The sequence below is a fragment of the Streptomyces sp. NPDC085944 genome (assembly GCF_040686295.1).
Classification (GTDB): Bacteria; Actinomycetota; Actinomycetes; order Streptomycetales; family Streptomycetaceae; genus Streptomyces; species Streptomyces salinarius.
Window position 1 is genome coordinate 107,079 of record NZ_JBFBJX010000013.1, and the last position, 16,704, is coordinate 123,782.

Genomic DNA, 16,704 nt, shown 5'->3' on the forward strand with positions numbered 1-16,704 from the left:
GGAGCCACACCGCCATGCCGCGCCTCCCCCGCCCCCTCACCGTCGTGGGCCCGCCGCCGGACCCACGGCCGCTGCGCCGCAAGCGCCGCCGCGAAACCGGCACCGCCTGGGCGTTCGTCTCACCGGCGGTCCTGATCGTCCTCGGCCTGAGCATCGTGCCGGTCGTCTGGTCGCTGCTGCTGTCCTTCCAGGCCAGTGACCTGGTGACGCCCAGCCGCTGGGTGGGCCTGGACAACTACCGCGCCCTCGCCCAGGACCCGAACTTCAGCCAGGCGGTCCGCAACACCCTGCTCTACACGGTGCTGTACGTGCCGCTGAGCCTGCTGTTCGGCCTGGCCCTCGCCCTGGTGCTGAACCGGCGCATCCGCCTCGTCGGTCTCTACCGCACGCTGATCTTCGTGCCGTTCGTGCTCTCGGCGACCGCGCAGGGCGTGCTGTTCTCCTTCATCCTGGACCCGGAGTTCGGCGCGGCCAACTCGGTGCTGCACCGCCTCGGCGTCTCCTCGCAGGGCTTCCTGTCCGATCCCTCCCAGGCGCTGCTCGTGCTGGTGGCGATCACGTTGTGGAGCGGCACCGGGTTCTGCGTCGTGGTCTACCTCGCCGCCCTCCAGGACGTGCCGCAGTCGCTGATGGAGGCGGCCCGTCTCGACGGGGCCGGACGCCGGCACCTGCTGCGCCACGTCACGCTGCCCACGCTCACCCCGGTCACCGTCTTCCTGGTGCTGTGGCAGGCCATCCAGTCCCTCCAGGTCTTCGACCTCGTGTACGTCACCACCAAGGGCGGCCCGCTCGGCTCGACGACGGTGGTCGTCTACTTCATCTGGGAGCAGGCCTTCAAGAACGCCACCGCCGGGTACGGGGCCTCGGCCGCGTACGTCCTGGCCGTCGCCCTCGGCCTGGTCGCGGGGGCAGTCCGTCTCGTCCGGCGTCGGGGACGCCACCGTCTCGAAGGGGCCCGCTCATGACGGCGACCTCCGCCCGGCCGGGCACCACGAACGCATTGGCGACCCAGTCCGCCGTCGCCGAACGGCGCCGTCCCCGGCTCCCGTTCAGCCCCTGGCACCTGCTGCTCGCCCCGCTCGCGCTGGTCTTCGCGGTGCCGCTGGTGTGGCTGGTGCTCAGCTCCGTGATGAGCAACGCGGAGATCAACCGGTTCCCGCCGGCCCTGTGGCCGTCCGGTATCGATCTCGGCGGTTACCGATACGTGCTGGGCAACGCGATGTTCCCCCGCTGGTTCGTCAACTCGCTGATCGTCTCCGCCGTCACGGTCGCCGCCAACCTCGTCCTCGGCTCGCTGGCCGGGTACGCCTTCGCCCGGATGCGGTTCGCGGGCTCCCGGGTGCTCATGGGGCTGATGCTGGCCACCATGGCGGTGCCGTTCCAGCTGACGATGATCCCGACGTTCCTGGTGATGAAGAAGCTCGGCCTCATCGACACCCTGGGCGCGCTGATCGTGCCGTCCCTGGTCACGCCGTTCGCGGTGTTCCTGCTGCGGCAGTTCTTCCTCTCGCTGCCCAGGGAGCTGGAGGAGGCCGCCTGGATCGACGGCTGTTCCCGGCTGCGGGTGCTGTGGCGGATCGTGCTGCCGCTGTCGCGTCCGGCGCTGGCCACGGTGGCCGTCCTGACCTTCCTGACCACGTGGAACGACCTGACCTGGCCCCTGATCGCCATCAACCACGACACGCAGTACACGCTGCAACTGGGGCTGACCACGTTCCAGGGGCAGCACCACACCCAGTGGGCGGCCGTGATGGCGGGCAACGTCATCACCGTGCTGCCGGTCCTGCTCGCCTTCCTCGGCGCGCAGAAGACCTTCATCCAGTCGATCACCTCCAGCGGACTCAAGGGCTGACCGACCGCCCGTCGTCCGCCGTCCACCCTCACTCCAGGGAAGACCCATGCCGCACAGCCTCGACCTGCTCGTCGTCGGCGACGCCAATCCCGACGTCGTCGTGGGGCCCCTAGACGCCCCCCTCGCCTTCGGACAGCGCGAACAACTCGTCCCCGACGGCGCCCTCACGCTCGGCGGCTCCGCCGCGATCATGGCGTGTGGCGCGGCCCGCCTCGGCCTGCGGGTGGCGTTCGCCGGCCGCGTGGGCGACGACGACGCCGGGCGCTACGTCCGCGACACCCTCGACGCACACGGCGTAGACACCGGCGCCCTGCTCGTCGATCCGCGGCTGCCGACGCCGCTCACCGTCGTCCTCACCCGGGGCGACGACCGTGCCATCGTCACCGCCCCGGGCACGCTGCCGGCCACGACGGCCGCGGACGTCCCGGCCCCGCTGCTCGCCGCCGCCCGGCACGTGCACGCCGCGTCGTACTTCCTGCTGCCCGCGCTCGCCACCGGTCTGCCCGACCTGCTGCGCACGGCACGCTCGCACGGTGCGACGACGTCGCTGGACACCAACGACGATCCCGCCGGCCGCTGGGACGGGGCCGGCCTGGACGCCGTACTCCCGCACACCGACTACCTGCTGCCCAACGCGGCCGAGGCACGGCGGCTGGCCGGGCTCGACGGCCCGGACCTCGGGAAGGCCGCCGCCGCGCTCGCCGGCCGGGGGCCGACGGTCGTCGTCAAGAACGGCGCCGAGGGCGCCCTGTGCCACGACGGGCACACCCTGTTCGGCACGCCCGGCATCCCCGCTCGCCCCGTCGACACGGTGGGCGCCGGCGACAGCTTCGACGCCGGTTTCGTCGCCGCGCTGCTCGCCGGGCTCGCCCTGCCCGAGGCCCTCGAACTCGCCGCCGTCTGCGGCGCGCTGTCCACCCGCGCGCACGGCGGCACCACCGCCCAGCCCACCTGGGACGAAGCGTTCGCCCAGGTCACCCGCAACGGAGAGAACCCCGCATGAGCACCGCCCACCCGACCGCACCCAAGATCACCTTCGTCGGAGCCGGCAGCGTCGTCTTCACCCAGGGTCTGCTCGCCGACCTCTTCGCGTTCGACGAGCTGAAGTCCGCGCACATCGCGCTGCACGACATCGACGCCGAGCGCCTGGCCACCGCCCGGGCGGCCGCCGAGTACATCGCCGCCGAGCGCGGCGCCCGGCCCCATGTCACCGCGCACGCGGACCGCCGCGAGGCCCTGGTCGGCGCCGACTTCGTCATCAACATCGTGCAGGTCGGCATGGGCGAGGCGACCCGCACCGACTTCGAGGTGCCGGCCCGCTACGGACTGCGCCAGACCATCGGCGACACGCTCGGCGTCGGCGGCATCTTCCGCGCGCTGCGCACCTTCCCGCTGCTCACGGCGCTCGGGCAGGACATCGCCGAGGTCTGTCCGGACGCGTGGCTGCTCAACTACACCAACCCGATGGCGATGAACGTCCAGTACCTCGCCGAGGCCACCGGCCTGACGCGGGTGGTGGGCCTGTGCCACTCGGTCTACTGGACGGTCCAGGGCCTGTGCGAACTGCTGAAGGTCCCCTACGAGGAGGTCACCTACCGGACCGCGGGCGTCAACCACCAGGCATGGGTGCTGCGTCTGGAGCACGGCGGCGAGGACCTCCACCCGCGCCTCGACGCCCTCCTCGCCGAGGACCCGCAGCTGCGCCGCCGGGTCCGCATGGACATGTACCGGCGCCTCGGCCACTACCCGACGGAGACCAGCGAGCACTCCTGCGAGTACGTGCCCTGGTACCTGCACCACGACAGCGAGATCGAGCGGCTGCGGCTGCCCGTCGGTGCCTACCTGGGCATCGTGGACGAGAACGTGGCCGAGTACGAGCGCACCCGCGACGCGCTGGCCTGCGGGGCGCCGCTCACGGTCGAGGGCACCATGGAGTACGCGCCGCAGATCATCCACAGCATCGTGACCGGCACCCCCCGCACGGTCTACGGCAATGTGCCGAACCACGGTCTGATCGAGAACCTGCCCGCCCGGGGCACCGTCGAGGTGCCGTGCCTGGTCGACTCCGCGGGCGTCCAGCCCACCCGCGCCGGGGCGCTGCCCCCGCAGCTGGCGGCCCTGAACCGGGCCTATCTGAGCACCACCGACCTGGTGGTGCGGGCGGCCGTGGAGGACGACCCGCGGCACATCCGGCACGCGGCGATGGCCGACCCCGCGACGGCGGCGACGCTCAGGGTCGAGGAGATCTGGGAGCTGTGCGACGACATGGTCCGCGCCCACGGGGACCGCCTGCAGCCCGGGCTGCGGGGCGCGCTCGCCCGTTGAGCCGACCGCCGCGCGGGCGACTGGTGCGGCCCCGCGTACGGGGGAGAACGCGGGGCCGCACCAGCAAGCTATCGGAGTAACCGGCCGCCTGCCAGACCCGGCGTCGTACCGAGCACCGTCGACTCCCGCCCCCGACCGCGACTCGGCCCGGGTGTCCGCCTTTCACCGGGCTCCCGTCACCCGACCGGCGGACAGGAGTGCCGGCGGGAGCGGGGCGCGCCGGGACGGCGCACGCTGCGGGGCGGGCCGTGCGGGGCACAGACTGGGGTCATGGGTTGCTCCGATCCACCGCCGGCAGCGGTGTCACGGCGTTTTCCCGGCGGGCCGACGAACGTGGTGGCGGCCCGCCGGTTCGTACGTGCCGCGCTTCGGGGCGCCGCCTCGGACCTGGTGGGCACGGCCGAGCTGCTGGTGAGCGAGCTGGTCACCAACGCGGTGCTGCACGCGCGCACCGAGGTGGAGGTGCGCGTGTCACGCCTCGACGGCCGGGTGCGGGTAGGGGTCGGTGACCGGCGGCCCGGCCTTGGACTCGTGCCACAGCGCCTTACGCCGTACGCCGGTACGGGACAGGGGCTGACTCTGGTGGAGAAGTTGGCCTCGCGGTACGGGGCGGACGGCGGTGACGCGGGCAAGACGGTGTGGTTCGAGCTGTGGCACGACGGTCCGCCGCCGCCGTCGTCCGGGTGGGAGACCGCTCTGCCGCCGCGCCCCGCCGAGGCGACGGTGACGCTCGTCGACGTGCCGACCGCCCTGGAGGCGGCGGGCCGGCAGCACCGGCACGTGGTGCTGCGCGAGCTGATCCTCGCCGCGTCCGCGGGAGACCTTCTCGGGGTGGCGCCCGAGGACCTCGCAGCCGCCAACGACGTCAACAACATGATCAGTGCCGGGATGACGGCCGCGCTGGAGGTACCGGTTCCCGAGTCGGGGCTGCGCACCCTGCCCCTTCCGCTGCCGCCCGACGCCGTGCCCGCGGTGCGAGCGCTGCGCCGCGTACTCGACCTGGCCGAGGAGCGGGCCCGGGAGGAACGGCTGCTGACTCTGCCGGCGCTGCCCCGCGGGCGCGCCTTCCAGGAGTGGCTCTTCGACGAGATCGCCGGGCAGCTGACCGGGGCGCCGCCCGCCGCCTGGACCGTGGTCCCCCGCGAGCCGGAGATCAGCTCCGCCGAACTCGTGCCGTGGGACGTCGGTCAGGTGCGGGCCAGCAGGATGCCGACCGTCGCCGCCGACGAGGGCAACCGGATCGTCGCGGCCAACGGAGCGGCGGCCGACCTGCTGGGCTGGGGACCGGACGACCTCGTCGGCCGCCGTCTGACCACCCTCGTCCCCGAGCACCTGCGCGAGCGGCACACCGCCGCGTTCACCTCGATGCTGCTCACCGGCCGCACCCGCGTCGTGGGACGCTCCGTGCCGCTTCCCGCGCTGCACCGCAGCGGACGGCTGGTGCCGGTCCGGCTGTACATCCAGGCCCAGGAGACGGCCGACGGCCGCACCGTCTTCGTCGCACAGCTCGTCCCGCGGGCGACCACGTTCCTCGACGGGCCGAGGGCTCCCGGCAGGATCAGGGAGGCGGCGATCGGGGAGCCGGACGGCGGCCGGTCGCCCGGCGTCCCGGAGGCCGGTGCCCGGGCGGCCGGTGCCCGGGGCGAATTGTCGGCGCTCGACCGGCTCACCCTCCTGGCCGAGTTGGGGGCGCAGCTCAACAACACGCTCGACCTGGACGAAGGGCTGCAGCGGGCGGGCCGCCTGCTGACGGAGCGGCTGGCCGACTGGTGTGTGGTGGACCTGTACAACGCCGACGCGCGGGTGGACCGGGCCTGCGTCGTCCACCGCGACCCCCGCGCCCTGCGCCCGGGGGCGTACGAGGGGGCGCTGTCGGAAGTCTCCGAGGAGTCGCGCGGTCCGCTGGCCCGGGTGCTGCGCGGCGCCGGGCCGCTCCTGCTCACGGACGCCCCGCAGCCGGCCCGGACCGGGAGCGCACTGGACCGGTCGTACGTCGAACTGTTCCGCGAACTGGGGGCGGGCAGCGCCGTCGTGGCCCCACTGCGGGCCCGCCGCCGGATCTTCGGCGCTCTCACCCTGGCGCGCGCGCCCGGCGGCCCGCCGTTCACGGAGGACGACCTGACGCTCGTCGACGACCTGGTGCACAGTCTCGCGCTGGGGGTGGACAACGCCCGCCTGTACCGGGACACCCGCTCCATCGCCGAACGGCTCCAGCGTTCGCTGCTGCCGGTGCTGCCGGAGGTCGAGGGGCTGCGGCTGGCCGCCCGCTACGCCGCCTCCTCGACCACCGCGCAGGTCGGCGGGGACTGGTACGACAGTTTCGTGCTGCCCGGCGGGAACACCGCGGTGATCATCGGGGACGTCGCGGGGCACGACCTGGACGCGGCCATCGCGATGAGCCAGTTGCGCAGCATGCTCCGGGGCATCGCCGTGGACCGCGAGGAGCCGCCCGCCGAGGTGCTGCGCCGGCTGGACCTGGCCAACCACAGCCTTTACCGGGAGGCCACCGGCACTTGCGTCTACGGCCTGGTCAAGGGCCCCGCGCACGGACCCTGGGAGCTGACGCACTCCTCCGCGGGCCATCTGCCGCCGCTGCTGGTCACCCGGGACGGGCGGGCCCGTTACCTCGACGGAGGCGCCGGGCTGCTGCTCGGCATGGACCCCGACGCGGCCCGTGGCACGGCGCGTGACGCGCTGCCCGCCCACTCGACGCTGCTGCTGTACACCGACGGCCTCGTCGAGCGTCGCGACGAGCCCCTGGACGACGCGCTGGAGCGATTGCGCCGGCACGCCGCCGATCTGGCCCACGAGCCCCTGGACGTGTTCTGCGACGAGCTGCTCATCGGCCTGGGGGCGGACAGCGTCGACGACATCGCGGTCCTCGCCGTCCGCCCCACGCCACCGTCGTCCGGACGCGAGTGCGACGGGGCGACCGAGGGGTGACGATCGCGCCGCCGGGCGCCGCCCGGCCTGCCCGTTCGGGCATCTGATTCTGCCTCGCAGGCTCCTGACGCCTGCGGGCGGGCGGCGCTAGTGTCCCCCCGGTGAGCATCACGTCCCGGCGAGCGGCCAGGTGAACGACGAGCGGCTGACCGTGACGCAGCCGGCCCCTGCTGAACAGCCGGGACAGGCGGAGCAACCCCGCAGGCGCAAGCGCCGCGGGCCGGGGCCCGTCACCCTGTTGCTGCTGCCGGCTCTGGTGACCGTCACCGGTGTGGCCGCCTTCCTCGCGCTGGGCGGGCTGCCGAGCCCGGGGTCCGACGACGACTCCGCCACGGATGCGTCCGCCGCGGTCGACATCGACCCCTCGTACCTCCCCTGGCTGCGCAAGGCGGCCTCGGCCTGCACCGTCCTCGAGCCGTCCGTGCTCGCCGCGCAGATCGACCAGCTCTCGGGCTGGAGCGACGACTCCGACGAACTCTCCGGTCAGAAGGGCATCGCCGCCTTCACCGACGACGAGTGGCGGACCTGGGGCAAGGACGACGACGGCAACGGGCGGTCCTCGCCGCGCGACCCGGCGGACGCCATCATGGCGCTGGGTCGGCGGGACTGCTCGCTGGCCGGGAAGGTGACCGAACTGCGCACCGAGGGCAGGATCAACGGCGACCTGGTGGAGCTGACCCTGGCCGCGTACGCCGTGGGGGAGGACGCCGTCACGGAGGCGGGGCGCGTACCGTCGGCGGCGAAGACGTACCTCGACGAGGTCCAGGCCCTAATGCCCCGTTACGAGGCGCTCGACCGTGAGGACTCCGGCGGCGGTGCGGGCGGGGCGGCCGGCGCCCTGCTGACCGCGCCGGTCAGCCCGCTCGCCATCACCTCGCCCTACGGGTCGCGGGAGCACCCGCTGACGGGGGTCACCAAGCTGCACACCGGTGTGGACTTCGCCGCGCCGCAGGGCGCGCAGGTCGTGGCGGCGCGGCGGGGCCGGGTCGTGTTCGCCGCGCTCACCAGCGCGTACGGCAACCGCATCGTGATCGACCACGGGACGATCCAGGGCAAGCGGGTGGAGACGACCTACAGTCACCTCTCCTCGCTGGGGGTGGCCGTGGGGCAGACCGTGGAGGCCGGGGCCCCGATCGGACGGGTCGGCTCCACCGGCCTGTCCACCGGCCCGCACCTGCATTTCGAGGTCATCCTCGACGGGTACTACACGGATCCGCGCCCCTGGGTCGTCGCGAACGGGGTTTGATCCGGCGGATCGTGTCGAAGCACTGAGCATGACCCAGTCGAAGCGCGAGACAGAGCGGAAGTACGAGCCACCCTCCGGCGGCGTCGCCGGGCTGCCCGACCTCACCGGCGTCGGTCCCGTCGCCTCGGTCACCACGGCCGGGCCCGAGGAACTGGACGCGGTGTACCACGACACCGAGGATCTGCGGATCGCCGGGGCCTCGGCCACGTTGCGCCGTCGTACGGGCGGTCCGGACGCGGGCTGGCACCTGAAACTGCCCCTGGCCGGGGACACCCGGGAGGAGGTGTGGGCGCCGCTCTCGGACGAGGTGCCGGAGTCGCTGCGCGAGCTGGCCCTGTCCCGCACGCGGGGCGCCGAGCTGCGTCCTGTGGTAAGCATCCGGTCCACCCGTACCGTGCGGCGGTTGCGCGACGCGGAGGGCGGGGTGCTCGCCGAGCTGAGCCTCGACGAGGTGCGCGCGGACGCGGCGGCGTCCGGCGGTGGGCGCGCCGAGTGGGGCGAACTGGAGGTCGAACTCGCCGAAGGTGTCGACGCCGGGCTGCTGGACGTCGTCGAGAAGAAGCTGCGGAAGAAGGGGATCGTCCGCGCCGGCAGCCCGTCCAAGCTCGCCCGGGCGCTGCGGGAGACGGGGGCGGGGGCGGGGGCAGTGCCGGAGCGTCGCCCGGAAGTGGTGGCCGGGTCTCCCGGGGCGTACGTGCTCGCGTACGTGAGGGAGCAGGCCGACAGGCTGGTGTCGCTGGATCCGGCGGTCCGGGGCGACCTGCCCGACGCCGTGCACCGGATGCGTGTCACGTGCCGACGGCTGCGCGGTTGCCTGCGCTCCTACCGGTCGGTGCTCGACCGGCGGGTCACCGATCCGGTGCGCGCGGAACTGCGCTGGCTGGCGGGTGAGTTGGGAGTGGCGCGCGATCAGGAGGTGCTGGGCGAACGCATCGGTGCCGCGCTGGCGGAGCTGCCGGACGAACTCGTGCTGGGTCCCGTCGCCGCCCGGCTGCGCGTCTGGGAGGTGTCCCACGGCGGCAAGGCGCGGTCCCGTACGCGGGAGGCTCTGGCCACGGCCCGCTATCTGCGCCTGCTGGACGCCCTGGACGCCCTGGTCCGGCGACCGCCCCTGCGGGCCGGGGCCGCGCGGAAGCCCGCCCGTACGATGGCCCGGGCGGTGCTCGAGGAGTACGGCCGTCTCGCCGGACGGATGGAGCTCGCCCTGGCGCAGCCTGCGGGCCGGTCGCGGGAGACGGCTCTGCACGAGGCCCGCAAGGCGGCCAAGAAGCTCCGCTACGCGGCCGAGGTGGCGCGTCCCGCGCTCGGCAAGCCGGTCGCCCGGCTCGGCGCGCGCGCCAAGGCGGTTCAGGTGCTGCTCGGCGAGCACCAGGACGCGGTGGTCGCCCAGGACACACTGCGAGGGCTGGCGGTGGCCGCCCACGGGGCGGGTGAGTCCGCGTTCACCTGGGGGCTGCTGCACGGTCTCGAACGGGCGGGGGCCGACGCCCGGCAGCGGGAGCTGCCCGAGGTGTGGCGGGCGGCGTCGGACCCCGCGCTGCGGACCCCGCTCGAACACTGACCCGCGGTGCGCCGCGCACGCGACGGCCGTGTGCCGCGCCATGCGGCTCCGTCCGCCCCCGCGCACCGTGCGACAAGGACCGGCCTCACGCCGCGCGTGCCCGCTCCGGCAGGGCGCGCGGCGGCGCCGGCGGGGTGCGGGTGGCGCTGACCCGGTAGGTGATCCGGTTCGGGTCCGCGAGCGGCTCGCCGAGCGATATCCGGCCCGCGGCGTGCAGCGTGTCGCACTCGGCGGTCGGCAGTGCGACATAGCAGCCGCCACGGCCGGTGACGGAGTCGAGCGGGCGCCAGTAGCTGTATCTGTGCCGCCCGTCCGCGCGCACCGTGACGAAGACCGGCGTCCGCGCGTCGGTGACGATGCGCAGGACCTCGGCCTCGGCGGCACCGAGTTTCGCGCGGCGCCGGGCTTCGCCCGAGTCGGCGGAGTGCGGACGGACGGCGGCGGTGAGCGGCATCGGCTGTGGCCCTTTCAGGTCAGTGACTCGAGAACGCCTACCCGGTCCGGCCGGTGTTGATCTCGATGGACCGCATTCTTCAGCACGGCACTGACAAGTCCTGTCCGGAGTCTTGCCGGATCGATTACTCACCACTTAAATCACACCTTGAACTAAGCCGCTGCATGGCGCGGTTGACCGATCCTGCCCGCATCCCCAGAAAGCACCCGTATGAGACTGAGATCCTTGGGTGTCGCGCTCGTCGCCACGGCGGCGCTCGTCACCCTTCCCGCCCCGATGACGGCCACCGCGGCCGACACCCCCCTCTCCCAGGACCGGACGGCCACGTCGTCCTCGGCCGAGAACGCCGGAACACCGTCCGGCAACGCCGTCGACGGCGACACGACCACCCGGTGGTCGTCGGCCGCGAGCGACGACCAGTGGCTCCAGGTCGACCTCGGCACCACCGCCTCCGTCACCCGCGTGGTGCTCGACTGGGAGGCGGCCTACGGCAAGGACTACAAGATCCAGCTCTCCCAGGACGGGAGCACCTGGACCGACGCGAAGACGGTCACCGGCGGCGACGGCGGCACCGACACGCTCGACGTCTCGGGGCAGGGCCGCTACGTCCGTATGCAGGGTGTCCACCGGGCCACGCCCTGGGGCTACTCCCTGTGGGAGTTCCAGGTCTTCGGCACCACCGGCGGCACCACGCCGGGCGGCTCGTGCGACAGCGCCAACGCCGCTCAGGGCAGGCCCGCCGCCGCCTCCTCGGTCGAGAACGCCGGGACGCCCGCCGCCGCGGCCTTCGACGGCGACCCCGGCACCCGCTGGTCCAGCCAGGCCTCCGACCCCCAGTGGGTGCGGGTCGACCTCGGCGCCGTACGGGACCTGTGCAAGGTGGATCTGAACTGGGAGGCCGCGTACGCCAAGGACTTCCGGATCGAGGCCTCCTCGGACGGGCAGAACTGGCAGACGCTCAAGAGCGTCACGGGCGCGACCGGGGGCAAGTCCTCCTACGCCGTCAGCGGTTTTGGCCGCTACGTCCGCGTCCTCGGCACGGCCCGCGCCACCGGCTACGGCTACTCGCTGTGGGAGGTCGCCGTGCACACCGGCACCACCGGCACTCCCCCGGTCGAGGGCGGCGGCGACCTGGGGCCGAACGTCATCGTCGTGGACCCCTCCACGCCGAACCTCCAGCAGAAGTTCGACCAGGTCTTCGCCCAGCAGGAGTCCAACCAGTTCGGCAGCGGGCGCTACCAGTTCCTGCTGAAGCCGGGCACGTACAACGGGATCAACGCGCAGATCGGCTTCTACACCTCGATCTCCGGCCTGGGCCTCAACCCGGACGACACACAGATCAACGGTGACGTCACCGTGGACGCGGGCTGGTTCAACGGCAACGCGACGCAGAACTTCTGGCGTTCGGCCGAGAACCTCGCCATCACACCGTCCAACGGCACCGACCGCTGGGCCGTCGCCCAGGCGGCCCCCTTCCGCCGGATCCACGTCAAGGGCGGCCTCAACCTCGCCCCCAACGGCTACGGCTGGGCCTCCGGCGGCTACATCGCCGACTCGAAGATCGACGGCACCGTCGGCCCCTACTCCCAGCAGCAGTGGTACACCCGGGACAGCTCGGTCGGCGGCTGGACCAACGGCGTCTGGAACATGACGTTCACGGGCGTCGAGGGCGCTCCCGCAGGCAACTTCGAGACCGGCCCGTACACCACGCTCGACACCACTCCGATCTCGCGCGAGAAGCCGTTCCTCTACCTGGACGGCAACGAGTACAAGGTGCGGGTGCCCGCCAAGCGGACCAACGCGCGCGGTGTCTCCTGGCCCGCCAACGCGGGTGGCACCTCGCTGCCGCTGAGTCAGTTCTACGTCGTCAAGCCCGGCGCGACGGCGGCGACCATCAACGCCGCGCTCGACCAGGGCCTCAACCTGCTGTTCACGCCCGGCGTGTACCACATCGACCGGACCATCGAGGTCGACCGCGCCAACACCGTCGTGCTGGGCCTCGGTCTGGCCACGATCATTCCGGACGGCGGCGTCGACGCCATGCACGTGGCCGACGTCGACGGCGTGCGGCTCGCCGGCTTCCTCATCGACGCGGGTCCGCAGAACTCCGACACCCTGCTGCGCATCGGAACGCCGGACGGGAACGCCGACCACTCCGCCAACCCCACGACCATGCAGGACGTGTTCATCCGCGTCGGCGGCGCGGGACCGGGCAAGGCCACCGACTCCGTCGTGGTCGAGAGCGACGACGTGCTCATCGATCACACCTGGATCTGGCGCGCCGACCACGGCGAGGGCGTCGGGTGGGAGACCAACAGAGCCGACTACGGCCTGCGGGTCAACGGGGACGACGTCCTCGCCACCGGGCTGTTCGTCGAGCACTTCAACAAGTACGACGTCTACTGGAGCGGGGAGCGGGGACGGACCGTCTTCTTCCAGAACGAGAAGGCCTACGACGCACCGAACGAAGCCGCCATCACCCACGACGGCATCGTCGGCTACGCGGCCTACAAGGTCGCCGACTCGGTGGACGTGCACGAAGCGGTGGCGCTGGGCAGCTACTGCAACTTCACCGCCGACCCGGCCATCGTCCAGCACCACGGCTTCCAGGTGCCGGTCAAGCCGGGGATCAGGATGCGCAACCTCCAGGTGATCTCGCTCGGCGGCATGGGCCAGTACCGCCACGTGATCAACGACACCGGCGCGGCCACGTCGGGGACGGACACCGTGCCGTCCAAGGTCGTCCAGTTCCCCTGAGACGACGACGTGCCCCGCAGCGGTGCGGGGCACGTCGCCCGCCGGGCCGAAAGCCCGGTTCCTCAGGCGAGTTGGACGAGCAGGTCGCCGCCCTCGACCTGCTGGATGCGGTTGATGGCGAGCCTGGTCACCGTGCCGGACTTCGGCGCGGTGATGGACGCCTCCATCTTCATCGCCTCGATGGTGGCCACGGTCGCCCCGGCCTCCACCTCGTCGCCCTCGGCGACGGCGAGGGTCACCACGCCGGCGAACGGCGCCGCGACGTGGCCGGGGTCTGCCCGGTCGGCCTTCTCCGTCACCGGGACGTCGGTGGCCGCCGACCGGTCGCGGACCTGGATCGGGCGGAGCTGACCGTTGAGGGTGGACATCACGGTGCGCATGCCGCGCTCGTCGGCGTCGCCGATCGCCTGCAGTTCGATGAGGAGCCGCACGCCGGGGTCGAGGTCGACGGTGTACTCCTTGCCCGGGCGCAGCCCGTAGAAGAAGTCCTTGCTGTCGAGGACGCCGGTGTCGCCGAACGAGGCCCGGTGGGTATCGAACTCGCGGGCCGGGCCCGGGAAGAGCAGCCGGTTGAGCGTCGCCCGGCGGTCCTTCTCCAGTCCGGTGCGGTCGTCCTCGGACAGTTCGGCGAGCGGCTTGGCCTCGCCGCGGCCGCGCAGTGCCTTGGTGCGGAACGGCTCGGGCCAGCCGCCGGGCGGGGTGCCCAGCTCGCCGCGGAGGAAGCCGACGACGGAGTCGGGGATGTCGAACCGGTCCGGTTCCGCCTCGAAGTCCGCCGGGGAGACGCCGGCGCCCACCAGGTGCAGGGCGAGGTCGCCGACGACCTTGGAGGACGGGGTGACCTTGACCAGGCGGCCCAGCATCCGGTCGGCGGCGGCGTACATGGCCTCGATGTCCTCGAAGCGGTCGCCGAGGCCGAGCGCGATGGCCTGGGTGCGCAGGTTGGAGAGCTGGCCGCCGGGGATCTCGTGGTGGTAGACGCGGCCGGTCGGGGAGGCGAGGCCCGCCTCGAAGGGGGCGTAGACCTTGCGGACGCTCTCCCAGTAGGGCTCCAGGTCGCCGACGGCCTGGAGGTCCAGGCCGGTGGGCCGCTCGGTGTGGTCGGTGGCGGCCACGATCGCCGACAGGGAGGGCTGCGAGGTGGTCCCGGCCATGGACGCCACCGCACCGTCGACGGCGTCGGCGCCGGCCCGGATCGCGGCCAGGTAGGTGGCGAGCTGGCCGCCGGTGGTGTCGTGGGTGTGCAGGTGCACCGGCAGGTCGAACTCCCGGCGCAGCGCCGACACCAGGGTCGCGGCGGCCGGGGCGCGCAGCAGTCCGGCCATGTCCTTGACCGCCAGCACATGGGCACCGGCGTTCACGATCCGCTCGGCGAGCCGCAGGTAGTAGTCGAGGGTGTAGAGCCGCTCGGACGGGTCCGACAGGTCGGCGGTGTAGCAGAGCGCGACCTCGGCGACGGCGGTGCCGGTCTGCCGTACGGCCTCGATGGCGGGCCGCATCTGCTCGACGTCGTTGAGGGCGTCGAAGATGCGGAAGACGTCGATGCCGGTGGCGGCGGCCTCCTGCACGAAGGCGTCGGTCACCTCGGTGGGGTACGGCGTGTAACCCACGGTGTTGCGGCCGCGCAGCAGCATCTGGAGGCAGATGTTGGGCACCGCCTCGCGCAGGGCGGCCAGCCGCTCCCACGGGTCCTCGGCGAGGAAGCGCAGCGCGACGTCGTAGGTGGCGCCGCCCCAGCACTCCAGGGACAGCAGCTGGGGCAGGGTGCGGGCGACGACGGGCGCCACGGCGAGCATGTCCTTGGTGCGCACCCGGGTGGCGAGCAGCGACTGGTGGGCGTCGCGGAAGGTGGTGTCCGTGACGCCGATGGTGGGAGACTCGCGCAGCCGGCGGGCGAAGCCCTCCGGGCCCAGCTCGGTGAGCCACTGGCGGGAGCCGGCCGGGGGTTCACCGGCGGGTACGGCCGGCAGCTTGGTCAGCGGGTCGACCAGCTCGGGGCGTTCACCGTGCGGCTTGTTCACGGTCACGTCGGCGAGGTAGGTGAGCAGCTTGGTGCCGCGGTCGGCGGAGTGCCGGGCGGTGAGCAGGTGCGGGCGCTGCTCGATGAACGAGGTGGTGACCCGGCCCGCCTGGAAGTCGGGGTCGTCCAGGACCGCCTGGAGGAACGGGATGTTGGTGGCGACGCCGCGGATGCGGAACTCGGCGACCGCGCGCCGGGCCCGGTTCACGGCGGTGGTGAAGTCCCGTCCCCGGCAGGAGAGCTTGACCAGCATCGAGTCGAAGTGCGCGCTGATCTCCGTACCGGCGTGGGTGGTGCCGCCGTCGAGCCGGATGCCGGAACCGCCGGGCGAGCGGTAGGCGCTGATCCGGCCGGTGTCCGGGCGGAAGCCGTTGGCCGGGTCCTCGGTGGTGATGCGGCACTGCAGGGCCGCGCCGCGCAGGGTGATGTCCTCCTGGGCGAGTCCGAGGTCGGCGAGCGTCTCGCCGGCGGCGATGCGCAGCTGGGACTGGACCAGGTCGACGTCGGTGACCTCCTCGGTGACCGTGTGCTCGACCTGGATGCGCGGGTTCATCTCGATGAAGACGTGGTTGCCGTCGCGGTCGACGAGGAACTCCACGGTGCCCGCGTTGCGGTAGCCGATCCGCCGGGCGAAGTTCACGGCGTCGGCGCAGATCCGCTCCCGCAGGGCCGGGTCGAGGCCCGGCGCGGGCGCCAGCTCGATGACTTTCTGGTGGCGGCGCTGCACCGAGCAGTCCCGCTCGAAGAGGTGGATGACGTCGCCCTCGCCGTCGGCGAGGATCTGCACCTCGATGTGGCGGGGTTCGACGACCGCCTTCTCCAGGAAGACCGTGGGGTCGCCGAAGGCGGAGGCGGCCTCGCGAGAGGCGGCCTCGATGGCCTCGCGCAGCTGGGCGGGTTCCTCGACCCGGCGCATGCCGCGCCCGCCGCCTCCCGCGACGGCCTTGACGAACACGGGGAAGCCGACCTCGTCGGCGGCGCGCACGAGTTCGTCCACGTCGGTGGAGGGCGCCGAGGAGGCGAGCACCGGTACGCCGGCCTCGCGGGCGGCGGCCACGGCACGGGCCTTGTTGCCGGTCAGTTCGAGAATCTGGGCGCTGGGTCCGACGAAGGTGATTCCGGCCTCTTCGCAGGCGCGGGCGAGTTCGGGGTTCTCGGACAGGAACCCGTAGCCCGGGTAGACGGCGTCGGCCCCCGCACGGCGCGCGGCGCGGACGATCTCCTCCACGGAGAGATACGCGCGCACCGGATGCCCCTGCTCCCCGATCTCGTAGGCCTCGTCGGCCTTGAGCCGGTGCAGCGAGTTGCGGTCCTCGTGCGGGAAGACGGCGACGGTGCGCGCGCCGAGCTCGTAGCCCGCACGGAACGCACGGATCGCGATCTCACCGCGGTTGGCGACCAGCACCTTGCGGAACATTCTTGATCCCTTCAGCCTGCCGGGTGACGAGACCATGGTGTCGGCGCCGACCTCGGTACGCCATGTGAGCCGGGCCACTCCCGGCCCCCTCATGTACGCGCGCCGTCCGTGCGGGGTCAAGGGCCATCG

10 protein-coding genes are annotated in these 16,704 nt (G+C 72.9%); 8 read left to right on the forward strand and 2 right to left on the reverse strand.

The window, feature by feature from the left end:
- The first annotated feature begins 14 nt into the window (after positions 1–14).
- From AB0P07_RS25010 to AB0P07_RS25040, 7 genes are all read left to right on the forward strand, one after another.
- Positions 15–965: a sugar ABC transporter permease gene (locus AB0P07_RS25010; RefSeq protein ID WP_365554200.1), complete on the forward strand. Its 951-nt coding sequence runs from the start codon at positions 15–17 to the stop codon at positions 963–965.
- Complete coding sequence (locus AB0P07_RS25015; protein ID WP_365554202.1) at positions 962–1,852, forward strand: carbohydrate ABC transporter permease; 891 nt, start codon at positions 962–964, stop codon at positions 1,850–1,852. Before AB0P07_RS25010 ends, AB0P07_RS25015 begins: the two co-directional genes overlap by 4 nt.
- Before the next feature lie 46 nt (positions 1,853–1,898).
- On the forward strand, positions 1,899–2,855 hold the full coding sequence (locus AB0P07_RS25020) for a carbohydrate kinase family protein (RefSeq protein ID WP_365554205.1): 957 nt from the start codon (positions 1,899–1,901) through the stop codon (positions 2,853–2,855).
- A complete protein-coding gene (locus AB0P07_RS25025) occupies positions 2,852–4,177 on the forward strand; it encodes an alpha-glucosidase/alpha-galactosidase (RefSeq protein WP_365554208.1) in 1,326 nt (441 codons plus the stop codon). The genes AB0P07_RS25020 and AB0P07_RS25025 overlap by 4 nt, the downstream gene beginning before the upstream one ends.
- A 270-nt stretch (positions 4,178–4,447) precedes the next feature.
- On the forward strand, positions 4,448–7,120 hold the full coding sequence (locus tag AB0P07_RS25030; protein WP_365554211.1) for a SpoIIE family protein phosphatase: 2,673 nt from the start codon (positions 4,448–4,450) through the stop codon (positions 7,118–7,120).
- 130 nt (positions 7,121–7,250) lie between these two features.
- The gene (locus tag AB0P07_RS25035) at positions 7,251–8,366 is read left to right on the forward strand and encodes a M23 family metallopeptidase (protein WP_365554214.1); all 1,116 of its coding nucleotides are present in this window, start codon (positions 7,251–7,253) and stop codon (positions 8,364–8,366) included.
- Positions 8,367–8,394: 28 nt separating this feature from the next.
- Positions 8,395–9,927, forward strand: a complete 1,533-nt coding sequence (locus tag AB0P07_RS25040) for a CYTH and CHAD domain-containing protein (RefSeq protein WP_365554217.1) — start codon at positions 8,395–8,397, stop codon at positions 9,925–9,927.
- A gap of 85 nt (positions 9,928–10,012) precedes the next feature.
- Here AB0P07_RS25040 and AB0P07_RS25045 read toward each other — a convergent pair whose 3' ends face one another.
- The gene (locus AB0P07_RS25045; RefSeq protein WP_365554220.1) at positions 10,013–10,381 is read right to left on the reverse strand and encodes a hypothetical protein; all 369 of its coding nucleotides are present in this window, start codon (positions 10,379–10,381) and stop codon (positions 10,013–10,015) included.
- Between the two features lie 210 nt (positions 10,382–10,591).
- Here AB0P07_RS25045 and AB0P07_RS25050 point away from each other — a divergent pair, with 210 nt between their 5' ends.
- Positions 10,592–13,138 carry a discoidin domain-containing protein gene (locus AB0P07_RS25050; protein WP_365554224.1) on the forward strand — a complete coding sequence of 849 codons (2,547 nt, stop codon included), beginning with the start codon at positions 10,592–10,594 and terminating at the stop codon, positions 13,136–13,138.
- A gap of 62 nt (positions 13,139–13,200) precedes the next feature.
- Here AB0P07_RS25050 and AB0P07_RS25055 read toward each other — a convergent pair whose 3' ends face one another.
- Complete coding sequence (locus AB0P07_RS25055) at positions 13,201–16,575, reverse strand: pyruvate carboxylase (protein ID WP_365554575.1); 3,375 nt, start codon at positions 16,573–16,575, stop codon at positions 13,201–13,203.
- Positions 16,576–16,704: the final 129 nt, after the last annotated feature.

What these genes read in the sequence shown, in the direction of transcription:
- AB0P07_RS25055 (WP_365554575.1), bottom strand. Translation starts at nt 16,575, where the DNA reads ATGTTCCGCAAGGTGCTGGTCGCCAACCGCGGTGAGATCGCGATCCGT.
- AB0P07_RS25010 (WP_365554200.1), top strand. Translation starts at nt 15, where the DNA reads ATGCCGCGCCTCCCCCGCCCCCTCACCGTCGTGGGCCCGCCGCCGGAC.
- AB0P07_RS25050 (WP_365554224.1), top strand. Translation starts at nt 10,592, where the DNA reads ATGAGACTGAGATCCTTGGGTGTCGCGCTCGTCGCCACGGCGGCGCTC.
- AB0P07_RS25025 (WP_365554208.1), top strand. Translation starts at nt 2,852, where the DNA reads ATGAGCACCGCCCACCCGACCGCACCCAAGATCACCTTCGTCGGAGCC.
- AB0P07_RS25045 (WP_365554220.1), bottom strand. Translation starts at nt 10,381, where the DNA reads ATGCCGCTCACCGCCGCCGTCCGTCCGCACTCCGCCGACTCGGGCGAA.
- AB0P07_RS25040 (WP_365554217.1), top strand. Translation starts at nt 8,395, where the DNA reads ATGACCCAGTCGAAGCGCGAGACAGAGCGGAAGTACGAGCCACCCTCC.
- AB0P07_RS25030 (WP_365554211.1), top strand. Translation starts at nt 4,448, where the DNA reads ATGGGTTGCTCCGATCCACCGCCGGCAGCGGTGTCACGGCGTTTTCCC.
- AB0P07_RS25020 (WP_365554205.1), top strand. Translation starts at nt 1,899, where the DNA reads ATGCCGCACAGCCTCGACCTGCTCGTCGTCGGCGACGCCAATCCCGAC.
- AB0P07_RS25015 (WP_365554202.1), top strand. Translation starts at nt 962, where the DNA reads ATGACGGCGACCTCCGCCCGGCCGGGCACCACGAACGCATTGGCGACC.